Genomic DNA, 14489 nt, shown 5'->3' with positions numbered 1-14489 from the left:
CTCCTTGCGCGTGGGGACAGGTCTCAGGGCGCGCTCGACCGCGGAGGGCGGTGCGAGAGCAGGTGCGGCGGCGGGGGAGCGGGGTCGGCTCCGGCGCCGGGAGGGCGGGTCAGAGGGCGGTGAGCACGAGCACGACGAGCTGCTCCGGATCGAGGACGGGGGCCTGGAGCCCGACGGTGCCCAGCACGCGGCCGCGGAGCGCGGTCCCGTGCTCGGCCCAGCCGAGCGGCGACTGCCCGGGGCCGCCGAGCGGCGACGTGACCGGGGCGAGCGCCACGGAGTAGGTGCGCTCCGGGTCCAGGCCCGGGAGCGTGATCCGGCCGGGCGGGTAGGTCTCGCCGGTGCGGAGCTGGGCGAAGGTGAAGAGGGCGGCGGAGCGGTCGGCGGCGACGACTCCGGAGAGCGAGGCGGCGTCGTCGGCGAGGTCGGCGCGCACGACCGTCCCGGTGTGCAGCAGCGCCCGGTGCTCGCGGTGGAAGGCGACCCAGGCGGTCAGCTCCTCCTCGACGGCGGGGGCGAGATCCGAGACGTCCCACTCGATGCCGAGGTGGCCTGGCAGCGCGGTGCCGGCGCGGAAGGCGAGCGAGTGGGTGCGCTGCGTCGAGTGCGACCGCGGCCCTCCGATGTGCTGCCCCATCAGCTCGGGCGGCACCACCAGCTGGGTGAAGGGCTGGATGGTCTGCCGCTCGAGCGGGTCGATGCAGTCGCTCGTCCAGATGCGGTCGGTGCGGGCGAGGATCCCGAGGTCGACGCGGGCGCCCCCGGAGGCGCACGACTCGATCTCGACGCCGGGATGCCGGGAGCGCAGCTCGTCGAGCAGGCGGTAGAGCGCGAGCACGTTCTCGTGGACGGCGGAGCGGCCGGTGGCGGGCGAGACCGCCTCGATCACGTCGCGGTTGTGGTCCCACTTGAGGTACGCGATCGGGTACTCGGTCAGCAGCGCGTCGAGGGCGCCGAGCACGTGCTCGAACGCACCGCGCTGCGAGAGGTCGAGGACCTGCTGCTGCCGCCCCGAGGCCGGGAGGTGGCCGGCCGGGCCGAGGATCCACTCCGGGTGCGCGCGGGCCAGGTCGGAGTCGGGGCTGATCATCTCGGGCTCCACCCAGAGGCCGAACTGCATCCCCAGGCCGGTGACGACGTCCGTCAGCGGGGTGAGGCCCTCCGGCCAGACCGAAGGGTCGACGGTCCAGTCGCCGAGCGCCGCGGTGTCGTCGCGGCGGCCGAGGAACCAGCCGTCGTCGAGCACGAAGCGCTCGACCCCGATCCGCGCGGCCCGCTCGGCGAGGGCGGTGAGGCGAGCGAGGTCGTGGTCGAAGTAGACGGCCTCCCAGGTGTTCAGGGTGACGGGCCTCGGAGCGACGGGGTGCTGCGGGCGGGCGCGGAGCGACGCGTGGAACCGGGCCTGCAGAGCGCTGAGCCCGTCGCCCCAGGAGCCGTAGGCGACCGGGGTCTCGTAGCTCTCGCCCTGCGCGAGCTCGATCTCGGCGGGCCGCAGCAGCTCGCCGGCCGCGAGGAGCGAGACGCCCTCGACGGTGCGCTCGGCGCGGAGCGAGGTGTCGCCGCTCCAGCCCAGGTGGACGCCGTGCACGAGCCCGCGCTCCCAGCCGAAGCCGGGCGTGCCCGCGGCGAGGAGGAGGGTCGCGTCGGCGCCGGGGCGGCCGCGGCGGGTGCGGCGGGTGTGCTCGCCGATGGTCAGTGGGCGGCGCTGCGGGTGGCGCTCGCGGAGGTGGTGCCCGGTGGTGTCGAGGATCTCGCGCGCGGTCGCGGGGAGCGGGAAGCCGAGCTCGAAGCGCTCGAGGCGGAACGGGCGGGCGTCGAGGTTCTCGACCCGGGCGCGCTGGGTGAGCAGGCCGGCCGCGTCGACCTCGAGGTCCACGGTCAGGCGCACGCCCGCGCCGGTGGCGACGGTCCGGAGGGCGGAGCCGAGCGCCTCGATGCTCTCGACCTCGAACCGCTCCGACGCGGCCGCGCGCTCGTGGGTGCCCTCGAAGGTGGGGGCGTGCTGCCAGCCGTCGGCCTCGACGGCGACGAGGCCGAACGGCGCGAAGGCGTCGAGTCCGCCCGAGACGCGCTGGGGGAGGGCGGCGTCGGCGAGGGCGGATAGTTCGGCGGCGGAAAGATCTCCGAGCGCGGCGCCCCAGTGCACGATCGTGGGGAAGGTGACGAGGCGGGCGTCGACGACGACGCTGGTGCCCCCGTCCTGCAGGTGGAAGAGGCGCGATTCCTGGCCGGAGAGGGTCACGGAGTCGTTCGTGGGGGCGATGCTGCGGTGCATGGCTTATTTCTAGAGCAGAAGTAATAGGGGTGTCAAGAGCAGCGCGAGTGTCCGGATCCGTTCCTGGAGCGGCGCACTGCCGGTAGCTTTCTACCAGGCCGGAAAGAAGGAGCCCCGTGACCGACACCATCGTCGCCGAGGACGCCTCCGGGAGCTCCTCCGAGCTCCTGGCGCGCGAGGTCCTGATCCACGGTCCCGTCTCGCGGGCCGAGCTCGGCCGCCGCCTCGGCCTCTCGCCCGCCAGCCTGACCCGGCTCGCGCGCCCGTTCCTCGACGGCGGCCTGGTCGTCGAGGGCCTCGAGCAGAGCACCGGAGTCGGCCGCCCCGCCCGGCCGCTCGACATCCGCGCCGACGCGCTGAGCTTCGCGGGCGTGAAGATCACCGGCACCGAGGTCCTCGCCGTCCGCACCGACCTGCGCGCGCGCACCGAGCGGGAGCTGGTCCGCCCGCTGCCGGGGACGGAGCCCGCCGACGTGATCGCCGCGATCGTCTCGGTCGTCGACGAGCTCGGCGGCCCCTCCGCCTTCGCCGGCCTGGGCGTGACGCTCGGCGGGAGCATCGCCGCCGACGGCCGGGTGAGCCGCGCGCCGTTCCTCGGCTGGCGCGACGTCGACCTCGCCGCTCCGCTCTCGGCCGCTCTCGGGCTGCCGGTCGCCCTCGAGAACGACGTGGTCGCGCTCACGGGAGCCGAGCACTGGTTCGGGCGCGGCCGCGGCATCCCGCACTTCGCGGTGCTCACGGTCGGCGCGGGCGTGGGCTACGGACTGGTGGTGCACGACCGGGTGGTCGCGCCCCCGGAGGCGGGGCTCGGCCTGGGCGGCCACTACCCGCTGGATCCCACCGGCCCCGTCTGCGAGGCCGGCCACCGCGGCTGCTCGACCGCGATGCTCAGCCTGCCCTCGCTCCTCCGCCAGCTCTTCGTCGCCACCGGCCGCGAGCTGACCCTGGCCGAGGGCTTCGCCGCCGCTCGCGCGGGCGACCCCGGTGCCGAGCGCATCCTCGCCGACTCCGGCACGGCGCTCGGGACGATGATCGCCGCGATCGGCAACCTCTCGATGTCCGGCACGGTGATCCTGGCCGGGGAGGGTGTCGCCCTCTACACGGAGCAGGCCGCGGTGGTGGACGCCGCGATCGCGGCCACGCGCGACCCGGACGCTCCGCCCCTGGCGCTGCTCGTCGACGACGGCGGGCTCGTGGAGTGGGCGCGCGGCGCGGCGGCCGTCGCGATCCAGCGGCTGCTGCCGCGGATCGCGCTCGGGACGCTGGGGTAGCGGGGCTCCGCGGCGCGCGGGTGCTCGGGGCGCCGGGCTCGCGGGTCCCCGCGCCCAGTGTGCCGTCGGCACGCTCGCCCGGCGGGTCTCAGCGCCGCGCGGAGGCTCGGAATGTCGGCTCGGCGGGTGTCCGCTCAGGGCGGGTGCCGGGACGCCGGCCTCGCGGGCTAGGCGCCGAGCGCCGAGCCGGGCAGGTCGCTCTGCAGGCCGTCGACGATCCGGCCGAACGCCGCGATCGCCTGGTCGTCGCCGAGACGACCGGAGTCGACTCCCCCGGCGATGCGCAGGACCTCTGCCCGGCGCTCCGCCCGCTCCACCGCGTCGAGCCCGGAGGCCCCGATCGCTCCGGATGCGCGCACTCGCGCGACGATCGTGCCGACGTGCCATCTGCCGCGTGCCATCTGTCTCCTCCTGAAGTCCCCGCCTCTCTTCGGAGCGGGCGCACACCCGGATGGGTGCGCGTCCCCGGGTCCTCACCCCCGTCGCTCCGGCGATGCGTCACGAACGGTCGTCATCCGGCCGCCGTGGCGACCGTTCGTGACGCATCGATCGCGCCGCAGGGCCAGTCCTCGCGGCGGGCAGTGTGCGGTCGGCCTCGCCGGGTGGCGACCCCCTCCGCCTGGCCCGGACCGCGCGCGGGACGCCGCGGGCTCGCCAGGCGCCCGCGCCCGTACTTATGTCGATCATCGCGAAGTCTTATGTGTGTTTCAGACGCATCGCTGTGATACTGAAGCGAAGCCGCCCCCGGCTCCCCACCGTGACATCGACGTCAGAAAGGTTGGACATGTCAGAGCAGCGTCGCTTCCCTGTCCGCAGATCCGCTTACCTCGCCCTCCCCGCCGTGGCAGCCGTGCTCCTCGCCGGCTGCTCGGGATCTCCCTCGGGTGAGAGCTCCGACGGCTCCACCTCGTTCTCGCTGACCTACGCGAAGTCGAACACCATCGCCAGCCCGTTCGAGACGCTGGCGCAGGACTACATGGACAGCCACCCCGGCGTCACCATCACCCTCTCGCCCCAGCCCAACGACACCTACGGCGACGCGATCCGCACCCAGCTCCAGGCGGGCAACGCCCCCGACGTGATGGAGACCGAGGCCGGCTCCGGCCAGAGCCGCAGCGTCATCCCCCTCGCGGAGGCGGGCTTCCTCGAGGCCATCCCCGACGCCGCCGAGGTCATCCCGCCCGGCAGCGAGAGCAGCTACTCCGTCGACGACTCGATCTACGGCCTCCCCCTCGGCGTCTCCTACGCGGGCCTCATCCTCAACAAGACGACCGCAGACTCGGTGGGCCTCGCGGACTTCCCGACAGACTTCGCCTCGGTCGAGAAGGCCTGCGCGACGGCCGCGGACGCCGGGAAGTCGATGTTCGTCGTCGCGGGCGGCGCCGCTCCCAACGCCGGGATCACCGCTCTCATCGTCTCCGCCACCCGCGTCTTCGCCGAGACGCCCGACTGGAACGAGCAGCGCGCCGCGGGCGACGTCACCTTCGCCGACAGCGAGGGCTGGAAGGACACCCTGCAGACCGTCGTCGATCTCAACGAGGCGGGGTGCTTCCAGGGCGGAGTCGAGGGTGCCGGCTTCGACGCCATCACCAACAACATGACCTCCGGCGCCTCTCTCTCCTTCTTCGGGCCCCTCGGCTCGGCCTCCGAGCTGGCCAAGGCCTCGCCCGACCAGACCTTCGTGGCGCAGGCGTTCCCGCCCGCCACCTCGGGCGACAAGCCCTACGGCGTCGCGAGCCCGACCTACTCGCTGTCGATCAACGCGAAGTCTGCCAACAAGGAGGCGGCCGGCGACTTCCTCGACTGGCTCGCCGACCCCGCGCAGGCGACCGCCTTCGCCGACGCGTCCGGAGGCCTCCCCGTCTCCGGCCTCGCCGACATGGACTTCACCGGCGGCACCTACGAGGGCGTCTCCGACCTGCTGAAGAACGGCGACTACACCCCGCTGCCCAACCAGGCCTGGGCCAACGCCTCGGTCTACGACGCCATGGCGACCGGCGTGCAGGGACTGCTCACGGGCCAGTCGAGCATCGACCAGGTCCTCGCCTCGATGGACACCGCCTGGGATCAGTGAATCCCGGTCCCGCCCGGCCGCTCGGCGGCCGGGCGGGACGCTCCGCTCACCACCTGCTCACGACGACGTAGCGAGGACCCGATGACATCGACCGTACGAGACGCGACCACAGGGCTCGTCGTTCCGCCCCGGAAGTCGAAGGGTCCCCTCGACCGGGTCACCCATCCGCCCCGCCGCAAGAAGGGCCTGCTCCAGCTCGGCCACTGGTGGTGGGCGCTGCCCGGCATCCTGATGGTGATCGCCATCCACTACGTCTCGACCAGCGTCGGCGCCTTCTTCGCCTTCACGAACTGGACGGGCATCGGCGGCTTCGACCTGGTCGGCTTCGACAACTTCGCGAAGATCTTCGCCGATCCGAGCAAGGTCGGGGCGCTGGTCAACACGCTCTTCCTCGCCTTCGCCTCGGTGATCCTCTCGAACCTCGCCGGCCTCGGCCTCGCCGTGGGGCTCAACCGCCTCCTCAAGACCCGCTACATCCTCCGCACGCTCTTCTTCATGCCGGTGGTGCTGAGCCCGCTCGCCACCTCCTACATCTGGAAGTTCATCTTCCAGTTCGACGGGCCGCTCAACGTGGTGCTGCAGGGCGTCGGCCTCGGCTCGATGGCCCGCTCCTGGCTCGCCGACCCCGTCTTCGCCATCTGGGCGGTTCTGGTGGTCGTCGTCTGGCAGAACATCGGCTTCGCCATGGTGATCTACGCCGCCGGCCTCGCCTCGGTCCCCGTGGAGGTCGAGGAGGCGGCCGCGATCGACGGCGCGAACCTCTGGTCGCGCTTCGTCCACGTCACGCTGCCCTCGATCCGCCCGTCGATCGCGATCGCGACGACCCTCGGCCTGGTGAACGGCCTGCGCATCTTCGACCAGATCATGGCCCTCACCGGCGGAGGCCCGGCCAACGCGACCTCGACCCTCGCCACCGAGGTCTACAAGCAGGCGTTCAGCCTCGGCCAGTTCGGCAACGGCGCCGCACTGGCGCTGATCCTCACCCTCATCATCCTGTTCTTCGCGGTGGTCCAGCAGCGGGTCACGCAGGACCGCACCGGCAAGGAGTGACATGTTCCGCTACACGAGATGGACCGCCGTCCGCGAGGTCTCGCTCTGGGTCGTCGCGCTGGTCTACCTGCTCCCCTTCTACTTCCTCATCGCGATCTCGTTGAAGCCTGACGAGGAGGTGTTCAGCACCTCCCGGCTCGCGCCGCCCGCCTCGCCCACGATCCAGAACTTCGTCGACGTGCTCTCGGCGACGGGGCAGTCGAACGTGCTGCTCGGCCTGCTGAACAGCGCGATCATCACCGCGGGCAGCATCCTCGTGATGGTGCTGCTGGGCTCGCTGACGGGCTACGTGATCTCGCGCAGCACCCGCCGCTGGAGCCGTGGGGCCTACCTGCTGTTCCTGATCGCGATCGTGCTGCCGACCCAGCTGGGCACCGTGCCCCTCTACATCGGCGCCAGGACGATCGGCCTCACCGGCTCGGTCTGGGGCATGATCATCCTCTACAGCGGGATGCTCCTGCCGCTCGCGATCTTCCTCTACGCCGGCTTCTTCCGCGGGCTCGGCACCGAGTACGAGGAGGCCGCGTCGATCGACGGGGCGACCCGCACCCAGATCTTCTTCCGGGTCGTGCTGCCGCTGATGTCGCCGGCGACCGGGACGGTGGCGATCCTCGCCGGCCTCATCGTCTGGAACGACTTCTTCACGTCGCTGATCTTCCTCGGCGGCTCGACCAGCCAGACGCTCCCCGTCGCGATGTACTACTACATCGGCTCCCTGGTCTCGCAGTGGAACCAGATCTTCGCGATCGTCATCATCTCGATGATCCCGATCCTCGCCTTCTACCTCTTCGCCCAGAAGCGCTTCATCCAGGGCTTCGCCGGCGGCCTGAAGGGATGAGCGCCGCGGAGGCGCCCGCCCCTACGGGTGACCGCCGGGCGGACTTCGCCCGCTTCGTCGAGCTGTTCTACACGCGCAAGCGGGTCGCGGAGGCGTTCGCCTTCCTCGTCTCGAAGGACTACCGGCAGCACAACCCGACCATCCCCGACGGGCCGGCGACCGCTGTCGCGATGCTCACCCCGAAGTTCGACGGCTCGCCCGACGCCCGCTTCGAGGTGCAGCGCACTCTCGTCGACGGCGACCTCGCGGTCGTCCACGTCCGGGCCACGCGGCCCGGAGCGCCCGACGCCGCGGTCGCCGACTTCTACCGCTTCGACGGCGACCGGATCGTCGAGCACTGGGACGTGCTGCAGGCCGTCCCGGAGTCGCCGGTCCACGACCACCCCATGTTCTGACGCCCCGCGATCCGAACCGACCGTTCCGTCCATCAGGAGATCCCATGTACCAGCTAGCCCCGAACATCGAGCTCCTCTTCACCGAGGCGGGAGCCGACTACGCCGACCGCGTCCGTGCGGCCGCCGCGGCGGGTTTCACCGCCGTCGAGATGTGGGGGCCGACGGGCGTCGATGCCCCCGCGAAGCCCAAGGACGTGCCGGCCCTGGCCGCCGCGCTCGAGGAGACGGGAGTGGTCCTGACCGCTCAGCTCTCGGAGCCGCGCACCCAGTTCATGATCCCTCCCTTCGACGACTCGCCGTTCTTCGCCGCCCTCGACGGCGGGGTGGCGATCGCCCAGCAGCTGAAGTGCACCCGCATGGTGGTCGGCAGCGGTACAGGGTTCGGCGGGAGCAAGCGCCAGGTGCAGCTCGACAAGCTCGCCGAGATCTACCGCCGCGCGATCGCGCAGATCGAGGGTTCGGGCATCACCCTCGTGCTCGAGCCGGTGAACGTCCGGGTCGACCACCCCGGATCGCTCCTGGACCGCACGGCCGAGGCCGCGTACGTCGCGCGCGAGGTCGACTCGCCCTTCTTCGGCGTCCTCTACGACCTCTACCACTCGACCGTCGAGGGGGAGGACCCGGCGACCGAGATGACCGCCGCCGCCGACGTCATCCGCTACGTGCAGATCGCGGACGCGCCGGGACGCGGCGAGCCGGGCACCGGCGACATCGACTGGCCGGCCCGCCTGGCCGACCTGCGCGCCTCCGGCTACGACGGCCCGATCGGCCTCGAGTACTACCCGCAGACCGAGTCCGTCGCCTCCGTCGCCCGCATCAAGGGCTGGGCGGAGCAGGCATGACCAGCCGGTACCCGGAGGCCGTCGACGTCGCGATCGTCGGCAGCGGTCCGACCGGCGCGGCCTACGCCCGCATCCTGACCGAGACCTCGCCCGGGACCACGATCGCGATGTTCGAGCTCGGCCCGACCGTCACCTCTCCCGCCGGAGCGCACGTCAAGAACATCCAGGACCGCGACGCACGGACCCGCGCGCAGCGCCTCTCCGAGGGCTCGGCCGCCGGTGCGCCGACGATCAGCGACCCGGGAGGCGTGAAGGCAGGCATGCGCGCGGCCCGGGCCGGGACCTTCCTCCTCGAGGAGCACTACCGGGTCGACGGCGAGGACGGCCTGCCCGCGGTCGCGATGTCGACCAACGTCGGCGGGATGGCCGCGCACTGGACCGGCGCCTGCCCGCGACCCGGCGGATCGGAGCGCATCGCGTTCCTCCCCGACCTCGACGAGCTGCTCGGCGAGGCGGAGCGCCTGCTCGGCGTCACCACGCACGCCTTCGACGGCGCGCCCTTCGGGGACCTGGTGCGCGCGCGCCTCGCCGAGGCCGTCGACCGGGGCCGCGTCGCCGAGACGTCCGTGCAGCCGATGCCACTCGCCGCGCACCGTCGAGACGACGGGCGCCTGGTCTGGTCGGGCTCGGACGTGGTGCTCGGCGACGAGACGCGCGCGAACCCGCGCTTCACCCTCTTCGACGAGTCGCAGGTCGTCCGCGTCGTCCTGGCCGAGGACGGCCGGGCGGTCGGCGTCGAGGTCCGCGACGTCCGTTCCGGTGAGGTGCAGACGGTGTCGGCCCGGGCCGTGGTGGTCGCTGCCGATGCGTTGCGCACCCCGCAGCTGCTCTGGGCGTCGGGCATCCGCCCGCCGGCCCTGGGCCGCACGCTGAACGACCAGGCCCAGATCGTCTTCGCGGTGCGCATCCGCGACGCCGCCGACGCTGTTCAGCAGGTCGACTCCGACGCGGCCATCGGTCTGAGCGAGCAGAGCGGCGTCACCTGGGTGCCCTTCGTGGACGAGCTGCCCTTCCACGGGCAGATCATGCAGTTGGACGCCTCGCCGGTGCCGATCGCCGAGGACGATCCGGCCGCGCCGGGCTCCATCGTGGGCCTCGGCCTCTTCTGCGCCAAGGACCTGCAGTCCAGCGACCGCGTCGAGTTCTCGGACGACGAGCTCGACGGGACCGGGATGCCCACACCGGTGATCCACTACACGCTCACTCCGCGCGACCACGAGACGATCGACCGCGCACGGGAGGAGATCGTGCGGCTGGGCCGGGCGATCGGCGAACCGCTCGACGACCGCGCCTTCGTGATGCCGCTCGGGTCCTCGCTGCACTACCAGGGCACGACCCGGATGGGCGAGACCGACGACGGCGAGAGCGTCGTCGACTCCGACAGCGAGGTCTGGGACGTCCCCGGCCTCTTCCTCGGCGGCAACGGCGTCATCCCGACGGCGACCGCCTGCAACCCGACGCTCACCTCGGTCGGCCTCGCCGTCCGCGGCGCCCGGCGCATCGCCGCCCTGCTCGCCGGCTGACCCGACTCCCCACACCAGACGACGACGCCGGGCGACAGCCCGGCGAGATGGAGGTACTCCCGTGATACCCGACCGCATCATCGAGCGAGGGACGCTCACCAGCGAGGACGGCCGCGTCGCCGTCGAGGTCCGCATCCCCTGGTACCGCGCCCTCCCGGGCTCGTGCATCGCGGGCGCCGGCCTCACCGTCGACGGCGTCGCGGCCCCGGAGGAGTCGCTGCGCTGGAGCATGAACGGCCGCGAGTTCCGCTTCGGGGAGCTCGTCGACGCCACGGACGAGTGGTGGTTCCCGCTCGACTCCGCCGTCCTGTCCGGCGACCTGGCGCTCGCCGACCCCGGCGCCGACCACGAGGTCGCCGTCGACTTGACGCTGTACATCCCGTACATCGTCACCGACCACGGCGTGCTCCACATCGAGGAGCACGGAACCGCGACCATGAAGGCGGACCAGCGATGAGCACCACCCTCGGCACTCCGATCCAGGGAGTGACCCTCTACAGCTTCACCCGCGCCTTCCACGCCCGGGAGTACGACCTCGAGCAGCTCATCCGGAAGGTCGCGACCGACGGTTACGGCCCGGGGCTCGAGATCATCGGCTTCTCGAGCTTCCGCGGCTTCCCCGAGATCGAGGACTCGTTCGCCGGCTGGTTCAAGGACCTCGTGGCCGAGACCGGGCTGGTGCAGACGTCCCTCGCGGTCAACGCCGACGTCGGTCTGCGCCGCGACCGCCTGCTCGACCAGGACGAGCTGATCGCCTACATGGAGCGCCAGATCGTCGCCGCGGCGACCCTCGGCTTCCCGATCGCGCGCGTCCAGATCTCGCTGACGCCCGACTCGATGGAGGCGCTGCTCCCCGTCGCGGAGAAGTACGGCGTGACGCTCGCGCTCGAGGTGCATGCCGACCAGTACGCGTCGCACCCGCGCATCCTCGCGCTCCGCGACCGCTTCGCGGAGCTCGACTCCCCCCTCCTCGGCTTCACCGCCGACTGGGGGGCGACCGTCTCGGCCTTCGCCCCTTCGCTGCTGGAGGCCTACCGCCGCCGCGGGGCGAGCGAGGAGCTGCTGCATGCGATCGTCGACCTCTGGAACGGCTTCTACGCCGAGGGCCCGCCCGCCGACCAGGAGGTGCACGGGCAGCGCTTCGGCGCGTTCATCGGCCTCGCGCACCGCTTCGGCCGACCGGACCTGGGCATCGACTTCGCGATCAACGGCACCGGGCTCTTCGGGCCCGCCCGGGTCGAGGACTGGCTCGAGATCATGCCGTTCGTCCGCCACGTCCACGGCAAGTTCTTCGGCATCGACGAGAACGCTGAGGAGCCCTCCGTGCCCGTCCGCGACCTCGTCCGCCTGCTCGTCGAGCAGGGCTACACCGGCGCGATCTCGAGCGAGTACGAGGGCTGGCACTGGAACTCCTGGCAGGACCCGTTCGAGATCATCCGCGACGAGCAGGCCGTGCAGCGCTCGGCCGCTGAGGCCTCGGGCTCGCGCATGACCACCGATGCCGAGGCGGCGCGACGTCAGCTCGCGCAGCACCTCGCCGCTCCCGTCCGCGCATGACCGTGCGACCGGCCCCGACCCCCACCGACCAAGGAGACCGCTCATGACGGACACGCAGACCACGACCACGAGTGCCGACGGCATCGCCGGCACCGGCATCAAGCTCGGCACCACCCTCTACTCGATGACGAGCGAGTTCGCGGCCGGCCAGTACACGCCCGAGACGCTGATCAGGGCTGTGCACGACGAGGGCATCGGCCCGGGCGTCGAGTTCAACATCGCGCAGCTGCTGCGCACCTATCCCGACGTCGACGACGAGTTCGTGAAGCTCTGGTTCGACTCGCTCGAGAAGTACGGACTCGAGGCCAGCGCCGTCGGCACGAACCTCGACATGGGCCGCCGCAAGGAGCGGGACATGAGCCCGGACGAGGAGCACGACTTCCTCGCCCGCCAGCTCGAGACCGCGCACACGCTCGGCTTCTCGAAGGTCGTCATCCGCTCGCACGGCAAGGAGCTGCTGCGCAGCCTCCTGCCCCTCGCCGAGAAGTACGACCTCAAGCTCGGCTACGAGATCCACGCTCCGTCGGGCCCCAACAACCCGCAGGTGCTCCAGATGCGCGAGATGTACGACGAGCTGCAGTCCGACCGGCTCGGCTTCACCGCCGACTTCTCCTCGACGATGCACAGCCTCTCGCCGACCCTCCTGCGCACGCTGTCGCAGATGGGGATGGATGAGAAGCACTTCCCCGTCATGGACGAGATCTGGCACGAGCCGACGCCGATGCACGTGCGCAACCAGAAGTTCGAGGACTACCTCTCGGGCGAGGGCGTCGACTTCCTCCGCTTCGGCCCGTTCACCCGTCTCGCCTTCAACATGCACGGCCTCGTGCCGCCGGAGGAGTGGCTCGACATCATGCCGCAGATCTTCCACGTGCACGCGAAGTTCTACGACATCGGCGCCGACGGCCAGGAGCCGGCCATGGACATCCCTCGCATCGTCAAGCAGTTCGTCGACGGCGGCTACACCGGTTACCTCTCCAGCGAGTGGGAGGGCCACGCCTTCTCCGACCTGGGCGAGGCCGACCCGATCGACCTGGTCAAGAAGCAGCACGCGCTCATGCGCACCGCGATCGAGGACGCCGTCGCCGCGTCCTCGAGCGCCCCGTCCTCCCGAGAGCAGTAAGGAACCGCCATGGCCACCCACAACTCCCTCTTCGCGCCCGAGGACGTCCGCCGCACCGACGACGGCCTCGCCGTCTCGGTCCAGCTCCCCTGGTACCGCAGCCTCTGGCTCTCCGCGGTCGACGACGTCGGCGCGAGCGTCGACGGGGTCGAGATCCCCCGCGACCGCCTCCGCTTCGAGCTCCAGGGCACGAGCTACCGCATCGACGACCTGAAGGAGCAGTGGGAGACGCTCTGGTTCGTCGCCGACCGGCCCGACGTCGTCATCACGCTCGACGACCCGCCGGCCCCCGGCGCCGCGGTCCAGGTCGAGATCGTCCTCACGATGCGCCTGCTCTACATGCAGATCGCCCCGCAGCGCTACGTCACCAATCGGGTGACCGTGGCGCGGGAGACGGTGCTCGCCTAGACGATCACCTCGGTCGGCCGAGAAGGCCCGTTCTCCACCCCGAGAACGGGTCTTCTCGGGCGAGTGGGGCCGTCGGCTTCATCGCAGGCCGCGGGTGAGTGCGGCGGCGGCCAGGCGCAGGTGCTCACGGGTCATCGCGTCGGGATCCTTCTCCGGGAGCCACTCGTGACCGCCCCACTCGCTGGTGAGGGTGCCCTGGAAGCCCGCTTCGAGCAGGAGGGGCGCCAGAGACTCGAGCGGAGCGGTGACGCGTCCGTCGCGGTCGTCGAGGTCCCAGAACTTGAGGTGCACGCCCGCGGCCAGCGGCAGCAGGGGGATCAGCTCGCCGGGCGAGGTGCGCCCGAAGCGGATCAGCAGGTCCATGTAGAGGACGTGCACGTGCGGCGGGACGGCGCCCGAGCGCAGCAGCCGGACGACTTCGTCCCCGGTCCCGTGGCCGGTCCAGTCGTCGGCGAGGCGCGAGACGAAGTCCGCAGGCAGCCCCGCCTCCGCGAGGCGCGCGAGGTAGCTGGTGGGCAGGGCCGGCATCAGGAGACTGACGTCGACGGCGAGCCGGAGGCGCGGATCGTCGAGCGCGGCGATCGTCTCGAGCGCTGCCGCGACATCGGGCCGCGCGGGCGCCTGCTGCCCCTGGATCTCCTCCTGCAGGACCAGATCGAGCTCGTGCAGGTGGGGGAGCAGCGCCTCCAGGAGAGGTCGCCCGGCCTGCCCGAGCGGGAGGCGCACGGAGCGCGCGCCGAGCCATCGGGCCGCGCGCAACTGGGGAAGGAGGAAGGCGAGTCGCTCGTCGTGCGTGCGCCGGCGCGAGGGCGTCACGAAGTCGTCGAGGCTCGCGCCGAAGACATCGACCCGCACGCCCGCCTCCGCGAGCCGCTCGGCGAGTCCCTCCGACTCTGCGCGCGTGGGCGCGGGGAAGCTCCGCAGCACCTGGCCGGCCTCGAGCTCCACGACGTCGACGATCCCCGCCGTGCCGATGCCGGCGACGATCTCGGCGGCGCTCCGATCGGCGCGCTGGAGGTCGACGGTCCAGTTGAACGTGCTCGCGGCGAAGGTCCAGCCGGCGGGGAGAGGTGCATCGGTCATGGGCTCTTTGTATCGTCTCTGTCATACTTCTGTCGACTTCCGAAAAAAGA

General features: G+C 71.8%; 14 protein-coding genes. 11 read left to right on the top strand and 3 right to left on the bottom strand.

Annotation, left to right across the window (positions count from 1 at the left end):
- Positions 1-109: 109 nt before the first annotated feature.
- Positions 110-2275, bottom strand: a complete 2166-nt coding sequence (locus C5C39_RS01925) for an alpha-galactosidase (RefSeq protein ID WP_104352522.1) — start codon at positions 2273-2275, stop codon at positions 110-112.
- Positions 2276-2391: 116 nt separating this feature from the next.
- On the opposite strand from C5C39_RS01925, the gene C5C39_RS01920 reads away from it, so the two are divergent.
- Complete coding sequence (locus tag C5C39_RS01920; protein WP_104255234.1) at positions 2392-3546, top strand: ROK family transcriptional regulator; 1155 nt, start codon at positions 2392-2394, stop codon at positions 3544-3546.
- A gap of 167 nt (positions 3547-3713) precedes the next feature.
- Here the strand turns inward: C5C39_RS01920 and C5C39_RS01915 are convergent, their stop codons facing one another.
- The gene (locus C5C39_RS01915; RefSeq protein WP_104352521.1) at positions 3714-3947 is read right to left on the bottom strand and encodes a hypothetical protein; all 234 of its coding nucleotides are present in this window, start codon (positions 3945-3947) and stop codon (positions 3714-3716) included.
- Positions 3948-4330: 383 nt separating this feature from the next.
- Between C5C39_RS01915 and C5C39_RS01910 the strand changes: the two genes are divergently transcribed.
- The 10 genes from C5C39_RS01910 to C5C39_RS01865 all read left to right on the top strand — a co-directional run bounded on the left by C5C39_RS01910 (position 4331) and on the right by C5C39_RS01865 (position 13356).
- Complete coding sequence (locus C5C39_RS01910) at positions 4331-5620, top strand: ABC transporter substrate-binding protein (protein ID WP_104352520.1); 1290 nt, start codon at positions 4331-4333, stop codon at positions 5618-5620.
- Positions 5621-5701: 81 nt separating this feature from the next.
- Positions 5702-6670: a carbohydrate ABC transporter permease gene (locus C5C39_RS01905; RefSeq protein ID WP_104352519.1), complete on the top strand. Its 969-nt coding sequence runs from the start codon at positions 5702-5704 to the stop codon at positions 6668-6670.
- A gap of 1 nt (position 6671) precedes the next feature.
- Positions 6672-7508: a carbohydrate ABC transporter permease gene (locus C5C39_RS01900; RefSeq protein ID WP_104352518.1), complete on the top strand. Its 837-nt coding sequence runs from the start codon at positions 6672-6674 to the stop codon at positions 7506-7508.
- Complete coding sequence (locus C5C39_RS01895; RefSeq protein ID WP_104352517.1) at positions 7505-7903, top strand: nuclear transport factor 2 family protein; 399 nt, start codon at positions 7505-7507, stop codon at positions 7901-7903. The genes C5C39_RS01900 and C5C39_RS01895 overlap by 4 nt, the downstream gene beginning before the upstream one ends.
- Positions 7904-7947: 44 nt before the next feature.
- Complete coding sequence (locus tag C5C39_RS01890; RefSeq protein WP_104352516.1) at positions 7948-8745, top strand: TIM barrel protein; 798 nt, start codon at positions 7948-7950, stop codon at positions 8743-8745.
- Positions 8742-10268 carry a GMC oxidoreductase gene (locus tag C5C39_RS01885; RefSeq protein WP_104352515.1) on the top strand — a complete coding sequence of 509 codons (1527 nt, stop codon included), beginning with the start codon at positions 8742-8744 and terminating at the stop codon, positions 10266-10268. Before C5C39_RS01890 ends, C5C39_RS01885 begins: the two co-directional genes overlap by 4 nt.
- A gap of 61 nt (positions 10269-10329) precedes the next feature.
- Complete coding sequence (locus C5C39_RS01880; RefSeq protein ID WP_104352514.1) at positions 10330-10725, top strand: DUF6379 domain-containing protein; 396 nt, start codon at positions 10330-10332, stop codon at positions 10723-10725.
- Positions 10722-11825, top strand: a complete 1104-nt coding sequence (locus tag C5C39_RS01875; protein ID WP_104352513.1) for a sugar phosphate isomerase/epimerase — start codon at positions 10722-10724, stop codon at positions 11823-11825. The genes C5C39_RS01880 and C5C39_RS01875 overlap by 4 nt, the downstream gene beginning before the upstream one ends.
- A gap of 43 nt (positions 11826-11868) precedes the next feature.
- Entirely contained in the window at positions 11869-12948 is a 1080-nt protein-coding gene (locus C5C39_RS01870; RefSeq protein WP_104352512.1) for a sugar phosphate isomerase/epimerase, read from the top strand.
- 9 nt (positions 12949-12957) lie between these two features.
- Positions 12958-13356: a DUF6379 domain-containing protein gene (locus tag C5C39_RS01865; RefSeq protein WP_104352511.1), complete on the top strand. Its 399-nt coding sequence runs from the start codon at positions 12958-12960 to the stop codon at positions 13354-13356.
- Positions 13357-13434: 78 nt separating this feature from the next.
- On the opposite strand, the gene C5C39_RS01860 is transcribed toward C5C39_RS01865, so the two are convergent.
- The gene (locus C5C39_RS01860) at positions 13435-14439 is read right to left on the bottom strand and encodes a restriction endonuclease subunit R (protein WP_104352510.1); all 1005 of its coding nucleotides are present in this window, start codon (positions 14437-14439) and stop codon (positions 13435-13437) included.
- Positions 14440-14489 lie beyond the last annotated feature (50 nt).

The sequence above is a fragment of the Rathayibacter sp. AY1F3 genome, assembly GCF_002931975.1.
Lineage (GTDB): Bacteria > Actinomycetota > Actinomycetes > Actinomycetales > Microbacteriaceae > Rathayibacter.
Note: the sequence above shows the minus strand (reverse complement) of the source record. Positions and strands in the feature narration are given on the sequence as shown.